This window comes from Rahnella sp. BCC 1045 (assembly GCF_019049615.1).
In the GTDB taxonomy this organism is placed as follows: domain Bacteria; phylum Pseudomonadota; class Gammaproteobacteria; order Enterobacterales; family Enterobacteriaceae; genus Rahnella; species Rahnella contaminans.
In genome coordinates this window covers 101,118-124,417 of the sequence record NZ_JAFMOZ010000136.1, presented here as the reverse complement: position 1 = coordinate 124,417, position 23,300 = coordinate 101,118, and the positions used below count along the sequence as shown (strand labels likewise).

Annotated in this window: 24 protein-coding genes and 2 pseudogenes; 15 read left to right on the top strand and 11 right to left on the bottom strand. The window is 50.1% G+C overall.

The annotated features are described in order from the left end of the window. The first annotated feature begins 2 nt into the window (after window positions 1–2). Window positions 3–1,802: an ABC transporter ATP-binding protein gene (locus J1782_RS18620; protein WP_217153702.1), complete on the top strand. Its 1,800-nt coding sequence runs from the start codon at window positions 3–5 to the stop codon at window positions 1,800–1,802. A gap of 291 nt (window positions 1,803–2,093) precedes the next feature. Here the strand turns inward: J1782_RS18620 and J1782_RS18615 are convergent, their stop codons facing one another. Both J1782_RS18615 and J1782_RS18610 read right to left on the bottom strand, forming a co-directional pair. Continuing rightward, a complete protein-coding gene (locus J1782_RS18615; protein ID WP_254303114.1) occupies window positions 2,094–2,549 on the bottom strand; it encodes a DUF2778 domain-containing protein in 456 nt (151 codons plus the stop codon). 34 nt (window positions 2,550–2,583) lie between these two features. After that, the gene (locus J1782_RS18610; protein WP_217153700.1) at window positions 2,584–3,075 is read right to left on the bottom strand and encodes an Hcp family type VI secretion system effector; all 492 of its coding nucleotides are present in this window, start codon (window positions 3,073–3,075) and stop codon (window positions 2,584–2,586) included. Window positions 3,076–3,508: 433 nt separating this feature from the next. Between J1782_RS18610 and J1782_RS18605 the strand changes: the two genes are divergently transcribed. The 3 genes from J1782_RS18605 (at window position 3,509) to metQ (ending at window position 6,240) form a co-directional block, all read left to right on the top strand. After that, window positions 3,509–4,720, top strand: a complete 1,212-nt coding sequence (locus J1782_RS18605) for an MFS transporter (protein WP_217153699.1) — start codon at window positions 3,509–3,511, stop codon at window positions 4,718–4,720. Window positions 4,721–4,926: 206 nt separating this feature from the next. Beyond that, window positions 4,927–5,136 (top strand): hypothetical protein, encoded by a 210-nt coding sequence (locus J1782_RS18600; protein WP_217153698.1) that lies wholly within the window; start codon window positions 4,927–4,929, stop codon window positions 5,134–5,136. Window positions 5,137–5,427: 291 nt separating this feature from the next. Further along, window positions 5,428–6,240, top strand: a complete 813-nt coding sequence (metQ, locus tag J1782_RS18595) for a methionine ABC transporter substrate-binding lipoprotein MetQ (protein WP_217153697.1) — start codon at window positions 5,428–5,430, stop codon at window positions 6,238–6,240. A gap of 85 nt (window positions 6,241–6,325) precedes the next feature. Here metQ and J1782_RS18590 read toward each other — a convergent pair whose 3' ends face one another. Next, window positions 6,326–6,505 (bottom strand): DUF2158 domain-containing protein, encoded by a 180-nt coding sequence (locus J1782_RS18590; protein WP_152326734.1) that lies wholly within the window; start codon window positions 6,503–6,505, stop codon window positions 6,326–6,328. A gap of 145 nt (window positions 6,506–6,650) precedes the next feature. Between J1782_RS18590 and J1782_RS18585 the strand changes: the two genes are divergently transcribed. Continuing rightward, window positions 6,651–7,082, top strand: coding sequence for an OsmC family protein (locus tag J1782_RS18585; RefSeq protein WP_152326735.1), 432 nt, complete (start codon window positions 6,651–6,653; stop codon window positions 7,080–7,082). Between the two features lie 58 nt (window positions 7,083–7,140). Here the strand turns inward: J1782_RS18585 and J1782_RS18580 are convergent, their stop codons facing one another. Both J1782_RS18580 and J1782_RS18575 read right to left on the bottom strand, forming a co-directional pair. Continuing rightward, window positions 7,141–7,437, bottom strand: coding sequence for a type II toxin-antitoxin system RelE/ParE family toxin (locus tag J1782_RS18580; RefSeq protein WP_254303112.1), 297 nt, complete (start codon window positions 7,435–7,437; stop codon window positions 7,141–7,143). An 88-nt stretch (window positions 7,438–7,525) separates the two neighbouring features. Beyond that, window positions 7,526–7,759, bottom strand: a complete 234-nt coding sequence (locus J1782_RS18575; RefSeq protein WP_217153696.1) for a type II toxin-antitoxin system Phd/YefM family antitoxin — start codon at window positions 7,757–7,759, stop codon at window positions 7,526–7,528. Between the two features lie 205 nt (window positions 7,760–7,964). Here J1782_RS18575 and J1782_RS18570 point away from each other — a divergent pair, with 205 nt between their 5' ends. The 7 genes from J1782_RS18570 to J1782_RS18540 all read left to right on the top strand — a co-directional run bounded on the left by J1782_RS18570 (window position 7,965) and on the right by J1782_RS18540 (window position 15,882). After that, on the top strand, window positions 7,965–8,873 hold the full coding sequence (locus J1782_RS18570; RefSeq protein WP_152326736.1) for a LysR substrate-binding domain-containing protein: 909 nt from the start codon (window positions 7,965–7,967) through the stop codon (window positions 8,871–8,873). A gap of 147 nt (window positions 8,874–9,020) precedes the next feature. Beyond that, window positions 9,021–10,484: a gamma-aminobutyraldehyde dehydrogenase gene (locus tag J1782_RS18565; RefSeq protein ID WP_217153695.1), complete on the top strand. Its 1,464-nt coding sequence runs from the start codon at window positions 9,021–9,023 to the stop codon at window positions 10,482–10,484. Between the two features lie 34 nt (window positions 10,485–10,518). Then, window positions 10,519–11,658, top strand: coding sequence for a putative ABC transporter substrate-binding protein YdcS (gene ydcS, locus J1782_RS18560; protein WP_152326738.1), 1,140 nt, complete (start codon window positions 10,519–10,521; stop codon window positions 11,656–11,658). Window positions 11,659–11,684: 26 nt separating this feature from the next. Further along, complete coding sequence (locus J1782_RS18555) at window positions 11,685–12,707, top strand: ABC transporter ATP-binding protein (RefSeq protein WP_217153694.1); 1,023 nt, start codon at window positions 11,685–11,687, stop codon at window positions 12,705–12,707. 15 nt (window positions 12,708–12,722) lie between these two features. Continuing rightward, the gene (locus J1782_RS18550; RefSeq protein WP_217153715.1) at window positions 12,723–13,655 is read left to right on the top strand and encodes an ABC transporter permease; all 933 of its coding nucleotides are present in this window, start codon (window positions 12,723–12,725) and stop codon (window positions 13,653–13,655) included. Further along, a complete protein-coding gene (locus tag J1782_RS18545) occupies window positions 13,645–14,451 on the top strand; it encodes an ABC transporter permease (protein ID WP_217153693.1) in 807 nt (268 codons plus the stop codon). Before J1782_RS18550 ends, J1782_RS18545 begins: the two co-directional genes overlap by 11 nt. Before the next feature lie 12 nt (window positions 14,452–14,463). After that, entirely contained in the window at window positions 14,464–15,882 is a 1,419-nt protein-coding gene (locus J1782_RS18540; protein WP_217153714.1) for a gamma-aminobutyraldehyde dehydrogenase, read from the top strand. Window positions 15,883–15,910: 28 nt separating this feature from the next. Here the strand turns inward: J1782_RS18540 and J1782_RS18535 are convergent. Both J1782_RS18535 and J1782_RS18530 read right to left on the bottom strand, forming a co-directional pair. Further along, window positions 15,911–16,282: pseudogene (locus tag J1782_RS18535) on the bottom strand (tyrosine-type recombinase/integrase); the annotation flags it as partial. A gap of 18 nt (window positions 16,283–16,300) precedes the next feature. Next, window positions 16,301–16,885 (bottom strand): annotated as a pseudogene (locus tag J1782_RS18530) (transposase). Window positions 16,886–16,922: 37 nt separating this feature from the next. On the opposite strand from J1782_RS18530, the gene J1782_RS26570 reads away from it, so the two are divergent. Then, window positions 16,923–17,054, top strand: a complete 132-nt coding sequence (locus tag J1782_RS26570; protein WP_217153692.1) for a tail fiber assembly protein — start codon at window positions 16,923–16,925, stop codon at window positions 17,052–17,054. On the opposite strand, the gene J1782_RS18520 is transcribed toward J1782_RS26570, so the two are convergent. Beyond that, window positions 17,049–18,104, bottom strand: coding sequence for an acyltransferase (locus J1782_RS18520; protein ID WP_217153691.1), 1,056 nt, complete (start codon window positions 18,102–18,104; stop codon window positions 17,049–17,051). The two genes, J1782_RS26570 and J1782_RS18520, sit on opposite strands and share 6 nt — an antisense overlap. 397 nt (window positions 18,105–18,501) lie before the next feature. Further along, window positions 18,502–19,605: an acyltransferase gene (locus J1782_RS18515; protein ID WP_217153690.1), complete on the bottom strand. Its 1,104-nt coding sequence runs from the start codon at window positions 19,603–19,605 to the stop codon at window positions 18,502–18,504. 678 nt (window positions 19,606–20,283) lie between these two features. Between J1782_RS18515 and J1782_RS18510 the strand changes: the two genes are divergently transcribed. Further along, window positions 20,284–20,598 (top strand): hypothetical protein, encoded by a 315-nt coding sequence (locus J1782_RS18510; protein ID WP_217153689.1) that lies wholly within the window; start codon window positions 20,284–20,286, stop codon window positions 20,596–20,598. A 677-nt stretch (window positions 20,599–21,275) separates the two neighbouring features. Here J1782_RS18510 and J1782_RS18505 read toward each other — a convergent pair. Both J1782_RS18505 and tehB read right to left on the bottom strand, forming a co-directional pair. Beyond that, entirely contained in the window at window positions 21,276–21,689 is a 414-nt protein-coding gene (locus J1782_RS18505; protein ID WP_165059852.1) for a hypothetical protein, read from the bottom strand. Between the two features lie 250 nt (window positions 21,690–21,939). After that, window positions 21,940–22,539 carry a tellurite resistance methyltransferase TehB gene (gene tehB / locus J1782_RS18500; RefSeq protein WP_152326744.1) on the bottom strand — a complete coding sequence of 200 codons (600 nt, stop codon included), beginning with the start codon at window positions 22,537–22,539 and terminating at the stop codon, window positions 21,940–21,942. 124 nt (window positions 22,540–22,663) lie between these two features. Between tehB and J1782_RS18495 the strand changes: the two genes are divergently transcribed. Beyond that, window positions 22,664–23,293 (top strand): Vat family streptogramin A O-acetyltransferase, encoded by a 630-nt coding sequence (locus J1782_RS18495; RefSeq protein ID WP_152326745.1) that lies wholly within the window; start codon window positions 22,664–22,666, stop codon window positions 23,291–23,293. The last annotated feature ends 7 nt before the right edge of the window (window positions 23,294–23,300 follow it).

Below are 23,300 nucleotides of genomic sequence, written 5' to 3'. Positions count from 1 at the left end.
AGATGCACAATCCGGTTTTACAGGTCGAAAGCCTTAATACCGCTTTCAGCTCAGACGGCGAATGGCTGAACGTCGTGCGGGATCTTTCCTTCTCGATTGGCCCGAAAGAAACGCTGGCGCTGGTGGGCGAATCCGGCTCCGGGAAAAGCGTGACGGCGATGTCGGTCATGCGTTTGCTGGATGAAAAACAGGCCCGCTATTCGGGAAAAATCCAGTTCGGCGGGCAGGATTTGCTCAGCCTGAACGCGCGCCAGATGCAGAGTATTCGCGGAAATCGCATCGGAATGATTTTTCAGGAACCGATGACCAGCCTGAATCCGGTGCTGAAAATCGGTGTCCAGATTACCGAAGTGCTCAAACGCCATCGCGGCATGGATGACGCCACCGCGCGCGCCGAAGCTGTCCGGTTGCTGGAAAAAGTGCGTATTCCGGCGGCCACCTCCCGGCTCAATGAATATCCGCTGAGCTTTTCCGGCGGCATGCGCCAGCGGGTGGTGATTGCCATCGCGCTGGCCTGTAATCCGCGTTTATTAATTGCAGACGAACCGACCACGGCGCTGGATGTCACTATTCAGGCGCAAATTCTGGCGCTGATAAAATCGCTTCAGGAAGAAGAGGGGATGTCGGTGTTGTTCATCACGCACGACATGGGCGTGGTGGCGGAAGTCGCTGACCGCACGCTGGTGATGCATCGCGGCGAAGCGGTGGAACAAGCCTCAACGCGCGAAATTTTTCATCTGCCGCAACACGCTTATACCCGCGCGCTGCTTTCTGCGGTGCCACGGCTCGGCGCGATGGAAGGTACGACGCTGCCCACCCGTTTTCCGCTGACGGACACGCGCACCGGAGCACCGCTGCCGGTCGCCGAACCGGTCAACACGATACGCGACGGGCCGCCAGTGCTCGACGTAAAAAACCTGATCACGCGTTTTGATGTGAAATCCGGCCTGCTGCGGCGCGTGACGGCGCGCGTCCATGCGGTTGAAGATCTCTCGTTCAGCCTGCAACCGGGCGAAACGATCTCGCTGGTCGGGGAATCGGGCTGTGGAAAATCGACCACCGGCCGCACGATTTTGCGCCTCACCGAAGCCACCTCCGGCGACGTGCTGATCACCGGTCAGGATATCCGCCGGGCAGATCCGGCGCATCTGACGGAAATCCGCACGCAGGCGCAGATGATTTTTCAGGATCCGTATGAAAGCCTGAATCCGCGTATGCGAATCGGCCAGGCGATTGCTGAACCAATGATGAGCCTCGGCCTGCACAATGCAGAAGGGGCAAAACGCCGCGTCGCGCAGCTGCTCGAACAGGTCGGGCTGCAAAGCAATATGGCGTCCCGATTTCCGCATCAGTTTTCAGGCGGCCAGCGTCAGCGGATCTGCATCGCGCGCGCACTGGCGCTGGAACCTAAAATGATTATCGCCGATGAAGCCGTCTCGGCGCTGGACGTCTCCGTAAAAGCGCAGGTGATCAATCTGATGCTCGATCTCCAGCAGGAACTCGGGCTGGCGTATCTGTTTATCTCGCATGATATGGCCGTCGTGGAACGCATCAGCCACCGCGTGGCGGTAATGTATCTGGGGGAAATCGTGGAAATCGGTTCGCGCGCAGACATCTTCGAAAACCCGCAGCACGCCTATACCCGCAAACTGCTGGCCGCCGTGCCGGTGCCCGACCCGGATGTCCGCCGTAAACGAGCCATCGCGCCGGAAGAACTCGCCAGCCCGCTGCGCAGCGCCAGTTATCTGCCGCCCGCCCGGCATTACCGCGAAGTCAGCGCGGGGCATTTTGTGCAGATCTAGACCACCTGAGCTGCCTTTAGCATACGGGTTATTTTGTTAAAGTGCTTGTTCGCCAGCAGATATAAATACGACAGAGACAAATGATTAATATTGCGATGATTGATGAGGTAATCATCGACGTATCGAAGTACAGATCTAATATGTTTTCAATCCCATACACGCCAAAATAGCGGGCAAATTGTTCAATTTGTTGATCACTAATCAGGCTGTCGGATATTTGTGCGACTAAAAACGTGATGACGATAAATGCCACCAAATAACCGACTGCGATTAAAAAGTATTTTATTACTTTCATCCTAATGTGACTCTGATAGTCCCATGAGCCCTTAGCGAGGTGCCTGGTATGCCAATCATCGAAGTATTTAGTAACTCTGCTCTCAGGTATTCAAAATCGGAGTGAGAGGTCATTGTTACACACCCCTCACTTAATGCACGCGGACCAATAGGGTGAAGCCTAAAGTTCCCCCGTCTTACCCCTGCAATGAATGTTTCATCATTAATTTTACCGTCATCTCGATACAAACCAAACCATGTACTCCTATCGGTTCCATACCAATTGTTCAAACCGAACTCCCGTATTGGGCCAAGTCTTCCACCAGATTGGCGACTCACAATGAAATAACGACCAGTCGGGAGGGGACCAATATCAGTGACGTTGGTTAATGTTGGGTTGTTGCGTCCACTTCTCTGCCCCGAGAATGCAGGGAAATTCCCTACCCCCGCACAGCAAAGTATTGAAGTTTCCATGCCGTTAAGTACATAGCTGCATACGATTGCCATTTTACGCAGTTACTCGCTCATTCCATGCATCGGCAAAAATGACATTCCCATCACAATATTTCCAGGTGATTTTTTCGTAACGTAGTTCGATGCTTTCATTGTGATTATGCTTTTCGAAATTGGGATTTTTGATGTTGTGCATCAAAGGGGCAATTGATACGATTTTCACGCGTTCAAGAAGCATATTGAAGTACTCAACTTCTTGGCCCGCGTCATTGATTCTGTACCATTTAAATTCTGCGGAGTGGAGCGTTTGGCCGATCGCAACCGCCTTATACAAATAGGGACTGCTACGATCAAACTCCTTCTCAAATCCAAGCGCGCCGTGTATGCGAGTGCCAGTGATTTTTCCAGTATTACCATCCGTAGGAATATGTAGCGAATGCCCGAAGCCTAAAACTTCAATCGAACCATCCCGTCCGGTAACGTCAACTGAACCTTTGATGCAAGCTCCGCCATCGTCTTTGAGCCATAAGTAAGCTGGAATTGCCATATTTAACTCCCTGTTGTTTGTGTGACAACACCGTATGCTTCCCCGCGCCTGTTAACAATTAGTGATTGATTATTCATGTTATTTTCAGAAGAGTAGTACATGAAATCGATAACTTATCCCTGAAGAAACCAGTCACTTTTACTCAGCACATTTCTGCGGATGCCTGCCGGGATCCGCTCGTTACGCAACTTAGTTACAACATACTTTATATGTGGAGAGATTTTCTGTCCGCGTTATCTGTATGTGCCCTGCAAACCGGCGGCATAAGATCCCTCTGTAAGCCGCATCGCAGGCGGGCTCTGGCTTAGTCCAAATGGTCATTAGAAATACCCTAACGGTCGTTATAAATAGTCTTGACCTGGTGACGGCGATCACGTTTTATTACGATCAAAATACATGTCCGTAATAATTCACTTCGCTAAGGATAACAATAATGACTGAGTGCTCATCGCTGGACACCCGGCCAGAGACGTCCGCTTTTCGCCGCTGGCTGGCGGTCTTTTCACTGGCCTGCGGTACCTTTGTTCTGGTTAACACTGAATTTCTGCCTATCGGCCTGCTGTCGCCGATTGCGCAATCTCTGGGCGTGACGGAAGGCCACGCCGGGCTGGCGGTGATGTTGCCGGGGCTGGTTGCGGCAATTTCTGCGCCGCTGATTATGCTTTTCGCCAAAAAAATGGATCGCCGGAATCTGCTTTTACTGCTCTCTGCGTCAGTGATTCTGGCAAACGGCATCGCGGTAATGGCGGAATCGTTCAACGTCTTACTGATTGGACGCATCATTCTCGGCATCGGTGTCGGCGGTTTCTGGTCGTTTGCTATTCCGTCCGGGCGCAGGCTGGTGGCGGAAGAGCAGGGCGCACGCGCCATTTCGCTGATCACCGCCGGTGTGGCCGTCGGAACCGTGGCGGGCGTTCCGGCAGGGGCGTTTATCGGCGATCTGTACGGCTGGCGGATGGCGTTTACCCTCAATTCGGCGCTGGCGCTGGTTTTCTTCGTGCTGCAATGGCTGGCGCTGCCTTCTTTACCCGCGCAGCAGTCCATCGGCCTGCGCGCAATGCTCGGCGTGACGAAAGTGGCGGGGATCCGTTATGCGCTGATCATCGGCGTCTTTATGGCGGGCGGCCATTTCGCGGCTTACACCTATCTCGAACCCTGGCTGCGCTTTAACCTGAAACTGCCTGCCAGCGATATTTCCTTATTGCTGATGGGCTACGGGGTTGCAGGGCTGATTGGCACGTTGACGACGGAAATCACCGTGCGTGAATTTGGCGTGAAGAAAGCCTTCATGCTGAACATGTTGCTGCTGAGCCTTTCGGTGCTGGCATTGTCACTGCTAAACCTGCCGTTGCCGCTGGCCAGCGCGCTGGTGATCCTCTGGGGGTTGGCGTTTGGTGCGCTGCCGGTGTGTCTGAATATCTGGACTTATCAGGCATCGCCCGCTTTGTTTGAAACCGGTTCGGCGTTACTGGTTTGCGTATTTCAGACCTCGCTGGCGCTGGGCGCGTTGTTTGGTGGGATCCTCGCGGACAATGCCGGTGTCAGCAGTGCGTTTCTTCTCGGCGGCGCGCTCACGCTGCTGGCGGGCATCACCATTTTCCTGTCACACCCGCAGCCCGTTGCACTGCGTTCCGCCAAAGAATGATCGTTTGCGATCAGGAAATCTTTCCACGTAAGCGATCCTGACCTCTCAGAAGCCTGCCTCCGGCGGGCTTTATTTGATTTAAGGCAATTTCAGTTCAATTATTGTTCGCACGAATTCCACCGCCCTGCTATTTTTTTAATGGGATTTAACCGGAGGGAGTGCGTTATATGAGAGTGTTGAGGAGTGAAAGGGACTATATATCGTGGATGTTTGAAGACTACTTCCGGTTTTCAGATGCCCCGATCTCACCTTTAATGAGCGATGAAGAAATCCAGCAGGCTCTTGTTGAATTGCATCCTGATTCTTTCCCCTGCATTGGCTATTTAACATCTTCAACAAGTGGTTGTATTTACGAAGTAAATTATATTTCTCCTGATACGGTTTCTGCGTGGGCAACGGAATTGAATGTAAGATAATATTATTTTACTTGTAATGATATACCCCAGAAAAAACATGGTCTTAAGAATAATCCTAGGCCATGTTTTGTTTTTATTGAAACAGGTTGTATAAAGGTAAAACAACAAATTCACAACATTCTGGTTATCGTTTTATTGAATTAACGTATAAATTCCCGCCCGAAAATCCCCTTTTTGCATTAGGTTATTTCTTTTTCGTATTTGCTCATGTGAAAACGTTTTGAAACACTGTGTCTGTAAAGCTACGGCTTCAATTTGAACACTTCTTTATTCACGGAAAGAGTAAACCCCATGCGTACCGCAATAAAAATTACACTCCTGGCGTTATCGCTGGTTGGCGCTCTGGCGCTGACCGCTTGTGACCAAAAATCTCAAGAGAACCACATTAAAGTAGGCATCAGTGCAGGTATCGATCAGCAGATGTGGGAAACCATTAAGAAAACGGCCAAAGATAAATACAATCTGGACGTAGAAGTGGTGACCTTCAACGATTTCGTGCTGCCTAACTCTGCACTGAGCAGCGGCGATATTGACGTCAATTCCTTCCAGCACCGCCCGTATCTCGACAAACAAGTGAAAGAACGTGGCTATAAACTGGTGGAAGTGGGTAAAACCTTTGTTTATCCGATAGCTGCGTATTCACGTAAAATCAAATCCATCGATCAGCTGAGCGATGGCGCGCAGGTTGCCGTGCCGAACGACCCGACTAACCTTGGCCGCTCGCTGTTGCTGCTGCAAAAACAAGGGCTGATCAAACTGAAAGACGGCGTGGGTTTGTTGCCAACGTCGCTGGATATCATTGAGAACCCGAAACATCTCAAGATTGTTGAGATTGAAGCTCCGCAGCTGACCCGCGCAATTGACGATGACAAAATCGAACTGGCGGTGATCAATACCACGTATTCCGGTCAGGTTGGCCTGACGCCGGGCAAAAACGGTCTGTTCGTGGAAGACAAAGATTCGCCTTACGTGAACATTATTGTGGCGCGGGAAGATAACAAAGACAGTCAGGCTGTAAAAGAACTGGTTGAAGCTTATCAGACTGATGCAACAGTTAAAGCGGCGGACGCCATCTATCACGGTGACGCGGTAAAAGGCTGGTAAGTATACAGTCACGGATAAGTAATCATTGAATCCTGAGATTTTGCAATCTCAGGATTTTTTGTATCTGCAAAATCAAAAAAGGTTTTCAGCAGACGCCGAAATCACCGTCTAAGTGATACAGATTTACGGAATCAGCGCTCACTTCGATCTCTTTTTTTGAAAAATCATCCGTGCGCGCGCACCATAACGTTTCGCCTTCCACGCGCAGCACAATCATTTGCGGTCCGCCGGTTTTTGACTGAACCAGATCCTGAGGTTTAAACATGTTTTCCTCTCTATTTTTTTGTGAGGGTGAATGAATGCCGTACTTTGCGAAAAACCGCGTTAAAGACGCATAACCAGGCGATCCTCGCGAATTACAGCGTTAAAGCTATACTTATAGCCAATGTAATACAAAACGGAGGAAAAACATGACCATTCATAAGAAAGGTTCGGCACACTGGGAAGGCGATATTAAACACGGTAAAGGTTACATCTCGTCTGAAAGTGGGGCCCTGAAGGATCAGCCGTACGGATTTAACACCCGCTTTGAAGGCAAAGTCGGTACCAATCCCGAAGAACTGATTGGTGCTGCGCATTCCGCGTGCTTCTCGATGGCGTTATCGCTGATGCTCGGCGAAGCAGGGCACACGCCAGAAAGCATCGATACCGTTGCGGACGTGTCACTGGATAAAGTGGACGGCGGATTTGCCATCACTAAGATTGCGCTCGACAGCAAAATCAAGCTGCCGGGTATCGATAAAGACAAATTTGACGAAATCATCAAAAAAGCCAAAGCCGGTTGCCCGGTTTCTCAGGTGCTGAACGCGGAAATCACGCTGACTTATCAGCTGGAAAATTGATGAAAGACTGAAGTTTTGAATCTGAAAGCCACGCGAAGTTTGCGTGGCTTTTCTGTTGTTAACCCATGATCAACTTTTTGAACAACAGTTCCTGAACATTTTGCCGCTGAGAAAGAAGCACGTACACGGAGATAAGGTTTGCTGGTTCATCATAGGTATAAATGATGCGGTAGGCATTCAATGTATTACATTCGCGATATTTGATGATACCCAGCGCGGCGAGATCGGGTGCAACCGGGCAGGATAAAGGAAAAATTTTCACTTTTGCTTCAAACTCATCCAACACTGCGTTGATGTTTTTTAGCGCATCGTTTCCCTGTGAAGTCTGGAACGACGCAATTTCATCAATAGACAATTCTACTGTTTACAGGTACTCAATCGTAATTTTACTTTTTGTTGCAGACATAAATTGATCCCAATAATCAGCAGATCAGATGAGAGATTCATCTGGCAAGATCTGCTAACAACTGTTCTCTCGTGAATGTCCGGCCTTCTGCTTTATCATTTTCTGCCAGCGTAAGCAGCTTGAGTAAAACAATGGTTTCATCCCTTTTTTGTCTGTCTTCAAAGGATTCAATCTCGTAAGCCGGTTCACCATTCTGAGTGACCAGTATCGGTTGTAATAAATCAGGTACAGCAGCATGCTTCTTTACGGAGCTGATAGTCTGTATTTGCATGTTTAATTTCTCCGCCAAGTTTTACGGTCTGGATATGGTTCTTTTAAAGACTGCTTGCAAAGTAAGTTTCCCATTCTCCCGCACGTCTCGCAAAACCCCGCTCCCCGGTTTGACAAAAATCCGCCGCCTGCCATTACTTGATCATTCCCTTAAACCGAATGCTGAGCGACTGTATTCGATTATATGTAGAGGTCCTGATCGCGCTATGTTGACGTTACGCCAGATCCGCCATTTTATTGCCGTTGCTGAAACCGGATCGATATCGGCCGCTGCACAGGCCTCTTTTGTTTCGCAGTCCTCGCTGACACAGGCGATTCAACAACTTGAGACGGAAACAGAGGCGCGTCTGTTTGACCGCCATGCCAAAGGGATGACGCTGACGCATCAGGGGCACCAGTTTTTGCGCCAGTCGTATCTGATCCTCGCAACCGTCGATAACGCCAAACGCAGCCTGCAGCTGGGAACCGAAAGCGTGACCGGGCAAATCACACTGGGCGTCACCAGCCTGGTGGCCGGCTATTTTCTGGTGGATTTACTCAAGCAGTTCAACGCCTATTACCCGAATGTCGAGGTGAAAGTCGTCGAGGATGAGCGCCAGTACATCGAGCATCTGCTGGTCAGCGGCGAGATCGACATTGGTGTGCTGATCCTCTCAAATCTTGAAGACCGCGATGCGCTTCAGACCGAAGTTCTGACCCACTCCTCTTATCGCTTATGGCTGCCGCCGCTGCATCCGCTGCTGGAGCGCGAAAGCATTTCGCTGGCCGATATCGCTGACGAACCACTGATCCAGCTCAATGTGGATGAAATGGAAAAGCACGCGCAGCGGCTGTGGGCACGGGCGGGACTAAAACCGAATATCGCAATGAAAACCGCCTCGACCGAAGCCGTGCGCAGCCTGGTCGCAGCGGGGCTTGGCGTGTCCGTTCAGCCGGACATGGCGTACCGCGCGTGGTCGCTGGAAGGCAATATGATCGAAGCCAGTAAACTGGAGGATTCCATCGAACCGCTGGATATCGGGCTGGCCTGGCGGCGCGGCAGTGCGCGGCCGGAACTGGTGACGCCGTTTCTCACCATTGCGCGCGAAAACAGCGCCAAGCGCCGCCCTGCTTAACGGAGCATTCGTTTTTTCCGAACGCAGCCTTCAGTAATTGCTATTTGTTGCCCTCAGAGAAATTACCTAATGTGAATAGACGAATTGTTACTAAAAAATAACATTTTTGTTAATTCACGATGACTGACTTCTCTGAGGGCCAGTACGATGTCAGATGCAGAATTTGTTGCCAGTTTCTCTGATAAACACGCGATCAACGGCGACCTTCTGCATGGCGAGGGCGCAACGCAGAGTATTTATAATCCCGCCACTGGCGAAGTGATTGCAGAAGTGGCGGAAACGTCACTGGCGCAGGTGGATATGGCTGTTAACGCCGCCAGTCAGGCATTTATCCGCTGGTCACGTACCACGCCCGCCGAACGTGCCACGATCCTGTTGCGTATTGCCGATGCTATTGAAAAGCACGCGCCTCAGCTGGCGCGTCTCGAAGCCCTGAACTGCGGTAAACCGCTGCATCAGGCGCTCAATGACGATCTGCCCGCCGCCGTGGATGTTTTCCGTTTTTTTGCCGGTGCGATCCGGTGTCAGCAGGGGCAGCTTTCCGGTGAATATCTGCCCGGCCACACGTCAATGGTTCGTCGCGATCCGCTGGGCGTCGTGGCCTCGATTGCGCCGTGGAATTACCCGCTGATGATGTCGGCGTGGAAAATTGCCCCCGCGCTGGCCGCGGGAAATACCGTTGTTTTTAAACCTTCTGAACATACGCCGCTGACCATTCTTGCGCTGCTGCCGGCTTTACAGGAAATCCTGCCACCCGGCGTGCTGAACGTGATCACCGGCAGCGGCGAGGGCGTCGGTAATGCGCTGGTCAGCCATCCGCATGTTCGCCTGATTTCCCTGACCGGCGATATCGTCACCGGCCAGCGCATCCTTCAGGCCGCGGTCAAAACCGTGAAACGCACGCATCTGGAACTGGGCGGTAAAGCGCCGGTGATTGTGTGTAATGACGCCGATATTGACGATGTGGTGGAGGCGGTCAGCAGGTGGGGGTATTACAACGCGGGGCAGGATTGTACGTCCGCCTGCCGCGTCTATGCGCAGGCCGGAATTTATGAACGTCTGGTAGAAAAACTGGGCGAGGCAGTCTCGCAGTTATCTTTCGCGCGCAAAAACGACAGCGAAAACTTTATGGGGCCGCTCATCAGCAGCCGCCAGCGGGATCGCGTGTCGAGTTTTGTAGAGCGGGCGCTGAGCCAGCCGCACATCGAGCGTATTACCGGCGCGGCGTCGCATTCCGGCCCCGGTTTTTATTACCAGCCGACGTTGCTGGCAGGCTGTGTGCAAAGTGATGAAATCGTACAGCGCGAAGTGTTCGGGCCGGTCGTGAGCGTCACGCGGTTCGACACTATTGCGCAGGTCGTCAGCTGGGCAAACGAATCAGAATACGGACTGGCATCGTCGGTCTGGACACAAAATATCGACCTTGCAATGCAAATCTCTTCCCACCTGCAGTACGGCACTACCTGGATTAATACCCACTTTTCTTTAGTCAGCGAAATGCCCCATGGCGGATTAAAACGCTCCGGGTACGGCAACGATCTTTCCAGTTATTCATTACAGGATTACAGCGTAGTCAGACACATCATGGCGAAGTTCAAACCACAATTCTAAAAACATATCAATGACGACAGGACAGGAGTAACCGATGAAAAAGCTATCTGCTATTTGTTTGGGCCTGCTGAGTTTTTTAAATACCGCTCTGGCCGCGGAAACACCGGCAAGTATTGGTAAAGGCGAAGGTCAGTTAAATATTGTGGCCTGGCCGGGGTATATCGAGCGCGGTGAAAGCGACAAAAATTACGACTGGGTGACCCGGTTTGAAAAGCAAACCAGCTGCAAGGTGAACGTGAAAACCGCGGCAACGTCCGATGAAATGGTCAGCCTGATGGCGAAAGGCGGCTATGACCTGGTGACGGCGTCCGGCGATGCGTCATTACGCCTGATTTACGGTAAACGCGTACAGCCGATTAATCCGGCGCTTATCCCGAACTGGAAGAGTATCGACCCGCGTCTGACGAAGGGTGCATGGTTTAACGTTGGCGGGAAAGTGTACGGTACGCCCTATCAGTGGGGGCCAAACCTGCTGATGTATAACACGAAAACCTTCCCGACGCCGCCGGACAGCTGGGCGGTCATTTTCGTTCCGCAAAATCTGCCTGACGGCAAACCCAATCAGGGACGCGTGCAGGCCTATGACGGCCCGATCGCCATCGCGGATGCCGCGCTGTATCTGAAAAGTACCCAGCCGGATCTGAAAATCGACGATCCGTATCAGCTCAACGAAACCCAGTATCAGGCCGTGCTGAAACTGCTGCGCGCCCAGCATCCGCTGATCCACCGTTACTGGCACGATGCGTCTGTGCAGATGAGCGATTTCAAAAACGAAGGTGTTGTTGCCAGTTCTTCATGGCCGTATCAGGCCAACTCCCTGAAAGGTGAGAAGCAGCCGATTGCCACGGTGTTCCCGAAAGAAGGTGTCACCGGCTGGGCGGATACCACCATGTTAGCCGCTGATTCCGAACATCCGAACTGCGCGTATCAATGGATGAACTGGTCGCTGGAGCCGAAAGTGCAGGGCGACGTCGCCGCCTGGTTTGGTTCCGTACCTGCGGTGCCCGCCGGATGTAAAGCCAGCCCGTTGTTAGGCGCAGAAGGCTGTCAGACCAACGGCTTCGACAAATTCGCCTCAATTTCATTCTGGAAAACGCCGCAGTCGGAGAACGGTAAGTACGTCTCCTATTCACGCTGGACTCAGGATTATATTTCGATCATGGGTGGTCGTTAATCACTGTCAATTTACAGGAGCTGACTATGGCCGCCGTACAATTTATCAATGTTTCCCGAATATTCGGGGAAACCAAAGCCGTCGATAATGTGTCGATTGATATTCAGGACGGCGAGTTCTTTTCTATGCTCGGGCCTTCGGGCTCGGGGAAAACCACTTGCCTGCGGCTGATCGCAGGTTTTGAAACGCTGACATCAGGATCCATCCGCATTCACGGGCAGGAAGCGTCGCAGCTTGCGCCGTATGAGCGTGACGTGAACACCGTTTTCCAGGATTACGCGCTGTTTCCGCACATGACGGTGCTCGAGAATGTTGCTTATGGCCTCATGGTCAAAGGCGTGGGGAAAAAGGAGCGAACGCACAAGGCGATGGAAGCGCTGGAACGCGTGGCGCTCGGTTTTACCGCTGCCCGGAAACCGGCATTTTTGTCCGGCGGTCAGCGTCAGCGCGTGGCGCTGGCTCGGGCACTGGTGAATCAGCCGAGCGTACTGTTGCTCGATGAACCGCTTGGCGCGCTGGATCTCAAACTGCGTGAGCAGATGCAGGGTGAGTTGAAAAAGCTACAGCGTGAGCTGGGCATCACCTTTATTTTTGTTACCCACGATCAGAGCGAAGCGCTGTCGATGTCGGACCGTGTCGCGGTGTTTAACAATGGCCGCATCGAACAGGTCGATACGCCGCGCGAGCTGTATCTCAACCCGCGCACCGCATTTGTCGCGCAGTTTGTCGGCACCGCAAACGTGCTGACTTCCGAACTTTCCCTGAAGCTCACCGGCCTTCCCGGCAGCCGTTCCATCCGCCCTGAACATATCCGCCTGACGCCGCAACCGGCGGCCGGAACGGATTCGGTTCAGGTCAGCGCCATCCTCAAAGATATTCATTTCCAGGGCGCCGCAACGCGCTACGAACTGGCGCTCGAAGGCGGTGAAAAGCTGTTTGTCAGTGAGGCAAATAACCTTCCGGTCAGCGCGAAAAACACCTTCCGTCAGGGGCAACCGGTGGTGGCCTGTTGGGACAAAGATGCCATGGTGGCGCTGGTTGAGGGTTAAACGATGGATATCAGCATGACTCCTTACGAGAAGCGATCGCGGCGTGGCCGGGCGCTGGTGACATTCCTGCATCGTCGCCCCGGATTTTATCTGGCGCTGCTGCTGGTGCCGCCGCTGCTGTGGTTCGGTGCGGTGTATTTAGGTTCGCTGTTTGCGTTGTTGTGGCAGGGTTTTTATACGTTCGACGACTTCACCATGACGGTGTCCAACACGCTGACGCTGGCTAACTTGCAGGCGCTGTTTGATCCGGTGAATGCCGACATCATTATCCGCACCGTGACGATGGCGCTGCTGGTGTCATTTTTCAGCGCGGTGCTGGCGTTTCCGATTGCGTATTACATGGCGCGCTACATCACTGGCAAGAAAAAGGCGTTCTTTTATATCGCCATTATGATGCCGATGTGGGCGAGCTATATCGTCAAAGCGTACGCATGGACGCTGCTGCTTTCCAAAGGCGGCGTGCTGCAATGGTTCCTGGAGCATCTCGGGCTGGAACCGCTGCTGACGGCGGTGCTGAGCCTGCCGGGAATTGGCGGTAACACGTTATCGACGTCCGGGATGGGGCGCTTCTGGGTCTTCGTCTACATCTGGCTGCCGTTTATGATTTTGCCGATTCAGGCCGCGCTGGAACGCCTGCCGCCGTCGCTGATCCAGGCATCGGAAGATTTAGGCGCTAAGCCGTGGCAAACCTTGCGCTACGTGATTTTTCCGCTGGCCGTGCCGGGCATTGCCGCCGGGTCGATTTTCACTTTCTCGCTGACGCTGGGCGATTACATCATCCCGCAACTGGTGGGGCCGCCGGGGTATTACATCGGCAATATGGTGTATTCACAACAAGGTTCGATCGGCAACATGCCGATGGCCGCCGCGTTTACGCTGGTGCCTATCGTGCTGATCGCGCTTTATCTGTCGATGGTTAAACGACTGGGAGCTTTCGATGCACTCTAAACGCGCACCCTGGTTACTGAAACTTTCCGCGTGGGGCGGGCTGGTTTTCCTGCATTTCCCGCTGCTGATCATCGCGATTTACGCCTTTAACACCGAAGACGCGGCGTTCAGTTTTCCGCCGAAAGGCTTCACGTTGCACTGGTTCGCTGTGGCGGCAGGGCGTCACGACATTCTCGACGCCGTCTGGCTCTCGGTGCAAATCGCCTGTTACGCCACGGTGATTGCGATGGTGCTCGGCACGCTGGCAGCGGCGGCGCTGTACCGGCGCGATTTCTACGGCAAAAACAGCATCACATTATTGTTCATGTTGCCGATCGCGCTGCCGGGGATCATCACCGGGCTGGCGCTGCTCAACGCCTTTCACGCCGCGCAGATCGAACCGGGCATGCTGACCATTGTTATCGGTCACGCCACGTTCTGCATGGTGATTGTTTATAACAACGTCATCGCGCGGTTCCGGCGGATCACCCACAGCCTGATTGAAGCGTCTATGGATCTCGGGGCCGACGGCTGGCAGACCTTCCGCTACATCATTTTGCCCAACCTCAGCACGGCGCTGCTGGCGGGCGGAATGCTTGCGTTCGCACTGTCTTTCGATGAAATCATTGTGACGACATTCACCGCCGGTCACGAACGGACATTGCCTATCTGGCTTCTCAACCAGCTGGGCAGGCCACGCGAAGTGCCGGTGACGAACGTCGTCGCACTGAGCCTGATGGTACTGACCATGTTCCCGATTTTAGGGGCGTGGTATCTGACAAGAAACGGGTCTGATGTGGCCGGTGACGGCAAATAATAAGGAAAAATGATGCAAACGAACATGCTGATTAATGGTGAGCTGGTTGCCGGAGAAGGGACGTCATTGCCGGTTTTCAACCCGCATAACGGACAGGAAATTGTGCGCCTGGCGCAGGCCAGCGAACAGCAGACCAAACAGGCCGTCGATATGGCGCACCGCGCATTTACCGGCTGGGGGCAGACCACGCCGAAAAGCCGTTCTGAGTTGTTACTGGCGCTGGCCGATCGTATCGAAGCCAGTGCTGAAGCCCTCGCGGAACTCGAATCGCTGAACTGCGGTAAACCTTATCATCTGGCGCTGGGTGATGAAATTCCGGCGGTAGCCGACGTGTTCCGTTACTTTGCCGGTGCCAGCCGTTGTCTGAACGGGCTGGCGAGTGGCGAGTATCTGACCGGACATACCTCCATGATCCGCCGCGACCCGCTGGGCGTGGTAGCGTCTATCGCGCCGTGGAACTATCCGCTGATGATGGCAGCGTGGAAAATCGCGCCCGCACTGGCGGCGGGCAACTGTGTGGTGATCAAACCGTCTGAAATCACGCCACTGACGGCGCTGAAGCTGGGCGAACTGGCACAAGATCTTTTTCCGGCGGGCGTGCTGAACGTGCTGTTTGGTGACGGTCAGACGGTGGGTAACGCGCTGACACATCACGATAAAGTGCGCATGATCTCCCTGACCGGTTCGGTCGCGACGGGCGAAAGGATTGTTGCGCAAGCCACCAGCGGTATCAAACGTACCCACATGGAACTCGGCGGCAAAGCGCCGGTGATTGTGTTTGATGACGCGGATATCGATAAGGTAGTTGAAGGCGTACGCACGTTTGGCTTCTACAACGCCGGGCAAGACTGTACCGCCGCCTGCCGCATTTACGCGCAGAAAGGGGTTTATGCCCGGCTGGTCGCGGCGCTGGGCGAAGCGGTTTCCACGCTGAAATTAGGCACTGATGAAAACAGCGAAATGGGCCCGCTGGTTTCTGCGGCGCATCTCGAACGTGTCGAAGGTTTTGTACTGCGCGCAAAACAAGTGCCACATATTGAGGTCGTGACCGGCGGCGAACGCGTCTCCGGCGAAGGGTATTACTTCCAGCCCACCGTTCTGGCGGGGGCGCGGCAGGAAGATGAAATCGTTCAGCAAGAAGTATTCGGACCGGTGGTCAGCATCACCGAATTCGACACCGAAGATCAGGTTCTGGACTGGGCAAACGAATCGAACTATGGGCTGGCCTCTTCCGTCTGGACGCAAAACATCGGTCGCGCGCATCGTCTTAGCGCCCGCCTGCAATATGGTTGTACCTGGGTGAATACGCACTTCATGCTGGTCAGTGAAATGCCACACGGCGGCCAGAAACAATCCGGCTACGGCAAAGACATGTCGATGTACGGACTGGAAGACTACACGGCGATCAGGCATGTGATGATAAAACACTGAGAGATAGGTAACTGGCTGTAATAGTTTATTATTCTATTCCGGCCAGTTTCTTATGGGGCATCTGTGGGGCATTGAAGTCGAAATTCTGATTCAGGATGGCGATTTGGTCGCCATTTTGTTCAGCCATCCATTTTCCATAAACGCTGAATACCATCTGCGCATTTGTGTGACCCATCTGGCTGGCAATGAAACTTGGGTTAGCTCCCGCACTCAGTGCCCAACATGCGAATGTATGTCGGGACTCATATGCTTTTCTGTGCCGGATGCCAGCTCGTTTTAACAGAGTGTTCCATGATGCAGCAATGGATCCCGGTATGTAGCAAATGCTTTTTGACTGGCGAATCCCGGTCACTGAAGGGTTGAAGACAAAAGTGCAAATGTCAGTTCTTTGCTTCGCATATGAATCGCCACGGGTAATCTAGACACTTCCGAGCCGTTGATAATACGGGTTTTCATATTCTGTCGGTGACATCTGATAGCTAGAACCATGCCGACGCTTACTGTTATAAAACATTTCGATGTAATCAGAAATATCACTGCGGGCTTCTTCCCGCGTTCCGTAGATCTCTTTTTTATCCGCTCGCGTTTCAATAACTGGAAAAAGCTTTCTGCAACAGCATTATCGTGGCAGTTACCGCGACGACTCATGCTGCCCTCCAGGCCGTGTGATTTCAGGAACGACTGCCACTCATGGCTTGTGTACTGACTGTCCTGATCCGCGTGAACCAGCACCTGTTATTGGGGATTACGCCGCGGCTTTTTTTAATATGTCCCGTTCGTCGGTAACCCGCTTGAGCTCTTTCTGGAGACGGCGGATCTCAGCCTGAGCATCTGACTGTTCTTGATTAGTGGAAGAATCCGGACCGTACTTCTTTATCCAGGCGTAAAGGCTGTGGGTGGTGATATCAAGACGTGTTGCAACGCTGGAAACAGAATAACCGCGATCAACAACCTGTTTGACTGCTTCAATTTTAAACTCTTCGGGATAACGCTTACCGCTCATGGGCACCTCTCTTTAAGTCATCTTAAATGACTCTGAGGTGTCTGTTAAACCTGTGGCGATCCAAGCTGAAAACTCAACTTTTTTAGCTTGGAAGAAATATGTTGTATTGCTTAATAGGGTAAACACAAATAATATTCAGGAGATGGCATGGCCAGAACAGCCCTCATAGAGGGCTTTGTTTTAGTTTGTGAGAGACTTTGATAAAGGGATTCTCAATATATTTGGAAGTATATCCTGAAACAATGACGGTCAGTATTATCGCAGCAATTGCTACAGCGACATTGTAGGTGTTATTTACTGTCTTTAATCCAAGTAGGAGGTACAGAATTGGAGTATGCAATAGGTAAATTGAAAACGAACGCCTTCCAAGCATACTAAAGAACCCAGAATCAAGAAACTTTAATGAATTAAATCCAATCAACCCGACTAAGGAAACAGCAATGGAAGTTATTAAAACTACAAAGTAATACTCCGTCATTGATAGGTTGATGTTGTATATAGTAGCCACCATAAACCAGAAGCCACCAATTCCAATAAGCCCCGTAGTAATTGGGTGCCTTTGGAATATGTTAAGGTTTTTTCTTATGATGGAGTAAACGAAGACTCCCGATGACATGCTAAATAGGCACCTTACTATACCACCGTTAACCAATATATCCTTGTTTTCGTTTATATCTTTAGGGTGTATCTTGAAAAATATTGCTAGTGCAATTGACAGGAATGCAAAAAGTATCGGAGCAAATTTATACTTGCAGCATGTGAATGCCAGTAGTGTGCCTATATACAGTTCAATTGATATAGACCAACTTGGTTGATTACTTGAAAAATCGAATCCAACATTCATTGAATTTAAAAGCAGATTGTCGCCTATAATGTTTGCAAACGTGACATTCCCTATCCAGTCAGGATAAAAAACACCTGAGCTAATGAAAAGTGAAATTGGTATAAGAATGTTCGCGACTAAATGCATTGGATAAAGTCGCAATACTCTTTTTTTAAAGAAACAAACAAAGTTTAATTCTTTATTTTGAATAGACTCGCTGTAAACATGAAATAGTACAATTCCAGATAAAACAAAGAATACATCTACAGCAAAAGACGTGTTATGTATCGGATTTATACCTGACTTCCATCCTGTAAAATGCCCGAGGGCATGGGCTAGGGCTACAACTAACGCTAACACCCCCCTAATGCCATCAAGTCCTTTAAGTCTTTGCATGAAATTATACCTTTAAGCTTTGTATCAAGATTGTAGCAACAACGTGCCACACAAGAAACCCTCATAAATTTTTCTTTGTGTTACAGATCTGATCTGGCGGCGGATGGGGGCGACGACTGGTGGTGTAGCAGGAGGTGTCGAGCCTACTTCCACTGTTATTTCATCCAACGGTCAATCGGTGCAAGTGGCCACACGAGGCGTTGTATTTGGCGGGACGTGCCTTGCTGCGTTCGGTTATTATTGGAGGGGCATTATCTTATGAAGAAGACTCCGGAGCGCATTCTTGTGGAGGCTGTGCAGGTGGCACATCTGTGAATGCTGAATAATACAGTGTGGAGTTGATGCAATTGAATGATGGAAATGCCACTGCATCAACCTTAAGCTCTACCCGCATTATCTAATAAACCATACTGCCAACTTTATTAGCTAGCCTTTGGCTGTAATGATCTATTGTTTCAGTCATTAATACAGAAATAAAGATGGTGGAAATGATTGTTGTAAACATCGCAATAAATGCTGACACATTAGCTCCAATAATAGGGTGTAGAATTACAAAAACATACGAGCCTGCGCTAAATAAAACGATTAAGTGTATTGCATACAAGCTAAATGAAATATCACCTAGGAAGGAAAATGGTTTCGAGCTTAAAAAATCCATTAATTTTTTAGAAGAGTTTATAGAGTAAAAGATTATAATTGCGCCAAGCACGTGACATAGAACAGAAGCTGTAATATTACTTGGTAGGTACTGCTGCATGAGAGCTGTTATAGTCCATCCGTCGTTCTGAATGCCCAGAGCCAATCCAAGGAATGCCCAGCAAGGGTTCAAATTGAAACTAGTTTTTCTGCAAAATGAACCACCTACTAAAAATAAACAAAAATAAAGCCCATAGTTTCCTAATAGGATTATTGCCATCAAACTTAATAGCAAGTTAGCGAAAACAAAATAACCTTTATCCCATATGAAATAAGTTATAATGAATAATGCAATAGAGCCGAATAACTCTATCTGAATTGTCCACAGCGCCCCATCAAAATTAAACTCTCCATGATATATCCCTACAAGCCCCTGATATAAAGCAGATGGAAGTTCAAGATGAAAACTATATGGGTTAGAAAACCAAGCTATCCCGCCCATTAGCTGGCTCGCTTCCTTGTTGTGAAATCCAACAGTTGAATATACAGTCCAAGCTATTACAACTGCAGCAAGAGGGACGGGAGTAAGTCTAAAGTATCTCTTTATTGCCGATGATATTAGGTATTTTGAATCTTTTTTGTTATAAAATCCCAGGAGAACAACATATCCACTTAAAACAAAGAAAATGCAAACAGAAAAGTTTCCATTGAAAATAGTGTTGTATACTTCCCAAACGGCATTGTTTTCATCAAATACTCCACCCCTTGAGACTGCAACACTCCATAGCATTTGCATATGAGCCATCATTACAACGAATGAGGCGATGCCTCTCAGCCCAACCAGATGTTTAAATTTCGATGACATGTCATATCTCATATATAATTTATCTTTGGAGAAAGTTATCTTTTCTTTGATTCTCTATAAAAGTTATATTCCATCTGTCCCCAGATAAATATCATTACACCTTCTACGGTTATCATGAAGATACTGTCACTTGAGAACCCAGTATCAATATATAAGTGCAACCTACGGCAACTATCCTTACGAGCCAAGCTATCAAGGAATTGATCATACTTTCCTCACAAATGTTTTTATGAAATTTCTCACATCATACACTTTAGAGCCAATCATCGGAGGGTTTTTGCTTTGTAGGCTAATCACTCAACCTCGCTCAGGTGGGGTTTTTTATTGCTTTGCAGATCAGCCTACTAAGATTTTTCTCTCACCACGCCCTTCACAAGATAAAATCCTCATGATCATTCTGTATTTATGAACAGTATTTTGTTGGGTGATTATTGCTAAGTATTACGACATAAAAGGGCTTTCGTCAGGAGCATCACAATCGACCCTAAACGCGGGAAGGAGGTGACCACAGCCCGCTTTGTGCAGGAATTAGCAAAGGTAAACCACTTCTGGACACTGGATGAGGCTAGCGATTGGATAGAGAAACATCAGTCGTTCTTTCGTGATTACACAGACTGTCACGGAGAAGATAAGCGCTATTTCTTGGTTAACATGGGCTATGTGAGGTAGGAGGAGTCTATGGGATTTCCATCACCAGCAACTGACTACGTAGAGGCAGGGATTGACCTCAATAAAATATGCCGGTTCGGACGGGAATCATCCAGGCTGCATGTTGTTGAGCGATATCTCGGAGAAGGCATCAATTCAGGGGCGATGCTGATTATCGATACGGCCATTAAACCAGTAGACGGTCACCGGCTGCTTGCTAGGGTTGATGGAGAGGTTGAGCTCTGGCGATTGATAACCATAATCCGGCGCGGCCTTGAATCGACCATAGACAAGTGGTTCATCTCATTTGGTGATGAAGTGGTCGATGACACAGTGGTGTTCTGAAAGTGGATGGAGCATTGTATGGGGTATGGGGCAAAAATTTAGCGCAAAACAACTCAAAACCTCCGAAGGCCGTGATTCGTCTTGCGCTAATACTTTGGTTTCGTCCTACAGTTGCTTCACTTCAACTCAGAATCTCAAAATGCTGCCGCACATAATGATAAAAACACGAATAACGTGCTCACATTGTTCGTAGCAGTTACTCAGGCGCAGCACATCTTCAAAATCATTTGTTATCAGGCTAATAGTCAAAATGGCAATTATTGTTAAATACTAGTAGGAGGAATCTGAGAAGATGAGTTCGCCCCTTCAAGAGCTAAGCCAATGAGAGTGCCGGAGATAAGCGCCGGGTGGGGTAAAAATTAATGAGAAGGCCGCCATCAGGCGGCCTTTTTGCGTTTCTGAAGCGGAATCTACGATGAACTGCTCAGGAATATGATGGCGATAATGAACGAGACGACCGTCAGAGCAGCGAGTAAGCAGTTGCCGGGAGTCAGCAACTTGTTGTTGGTCTTGCTTCGGTGGTTTCGGAACAGTATCCAGATCATCACAATCCCGATGAGTATGAATATTATCCCGCCGGTGAGACTGGCAACTGAAGTCATGTATGAGCCCTCATCAGTTAAACCCTAATGATAGCTCATATTATTGAATCTATTCCCGAAGCAGGCGGGCGGGCGTTATGCCTCGCCGGACGCTGCGATTTTTTTGCGGGCAATGTCGATAAACAGAATGCTGGCCGCGAACGAAATTCCGGAGCCGATGATCATGGAAAGCAGATAAGAAGTGACGTAATTATATTCTTTATCTATTAATGTCTGCTGTTCAGAAATTAAATCAATGTTGTCCATGACATAACCCCGGGACAAAAAGAGCCCTGCCCATAGCGCACCGCAGACAATGAAACAGGTATAACAGACGTACGAGAATTTTTTATCAATATAATCAAGGTAGAACTTGGGATCTGAATAGGCCATTTTGAGGAGTCCCAAAAAACAGCCCAGATAAATACCAATTAACCACTTCATTACGTCCCAGTTCATAGATGTCTCTGAATGTTGCCGCTGCGGCAGTAAACGAAAGATAGAAGCCATGTCCGGATGCTCCGTTACGCATCGCTCAACAGCCGCCAAAACCTTAACAATTTGATTTTACGTTGTTTTTGTCGTAAATAACGCGACGTATTATCACACACACTTTGACATTCTGGCAAGATTGTTCACGTCGTGGGCAGAGTGAAACAGGTTAACGAAAGTCCTGAATTGCTGAGCGTAGACGGAAATAAAAAAGAGCCGGAGATTTCTCTATCGGCTCTTTATTGGCAATAAACGTTTTAATGCTTAATTAACGTTTTTTCGCCAGCAATGTGGCAAACCGCAGTTTGTAACGGTTACCGTTTTCGTCGCGTTTATGTAGCTCGCCGACGTCTTCGTTGTATTTCACGATTTCCCAGCCTTCGTAATAATTACGCAACTCTTCCGGTTTGAAGGTAAACGGGAAAGGCAGCGGACACGGATAATCCGGGCTGTCCATGGCCGCGACAATCAGGTTGTAGCCGCCGGGCCTGGTCGCCGCGTGCATGTCTCTGATGATGTGCGGAATGCTGTTTCGTTCCAGGAACATCATCACCACGGTGGAGAAAATGAAATCATATTCGCCGCTGAAACGGTGCGTGTTCAGGTCCTGCTCGCTGATACTGATGTGTTGCAGAGATTCAGCCGCAATAATGTCATTCACTTTCGCCACGCTCATCGGGTTATTGTCCCAACCGGTGACATCAAAGCCTTTCAGATTCAGATACAGTGAGTTACGCCCGCTTCCGCAGCCTAAATCCAGCGCTTTACCCGGCTGAACGTAATTAACCGCGTTGATAATTTCTGAATGGGTACGGGTCAGGCCGTATTTTTCCGTGTAATAGTCTTCTGGTGCGGGTTGCTGTGTCATTCGCTGATTTCCTGAATAGTGAATCGATTACCCGCGATTATCCTCTAAAATAGAGTGCTGGCACCATGACTCTTAGTGGGGGGCAGCGTCCTGTCCCGCCGGGTCATTTATATAAGGAGATAACATGTTGGGTCCGTCCCCCGATAACAAGCATCCGATGGCTGGTTTTCCTCAGATCTGCTTCATCAAAAACACCGTCAGCAATCCCGATATTATTATTGGCGACTACACCTACTACGACGATCCCGTTGATTCAGAAGATTTCGAGCGCAACGTGCTTTATCACTTTCCGTTTATTGGCGATAAGCTGGTGATTGGAAAGTTCTGTGCCCTGGCCCGCGGGGTGAAATTCATCATGAACGGGGCGAATCACAAGCTCTCGGGCATTTCGACCTATCCGTTTCAAATTTTTGGCAACGGATGGGAAAAGGTGACGCCAGCGGCAGAAGACCTGCCTTTTAAAGGCGATACGGTGATCGGGCATGACGTCTGGATTGGCTATGAAGCCCTGTTTATGCCCGGCGTTAAGGTCGGGAACGGCGCCATTGTTTCATCGAAATCGGTGGTCACCGGCGATGTCCCTGCTTACGCCATCGTGGGAGGTAATCCTGCTAAGGTCATCAGATACCGTTTCGACAGTGAGACAATCGCACGCCTGGAGCAGATCGCCTGGTGGAACTGGCCGGTTGAGAAGGTTTCCGCCCATCTGGCGCTGATCACCGCAGGCGACGTTGACGCGCTGGCCACCTGCTGATTTTGAC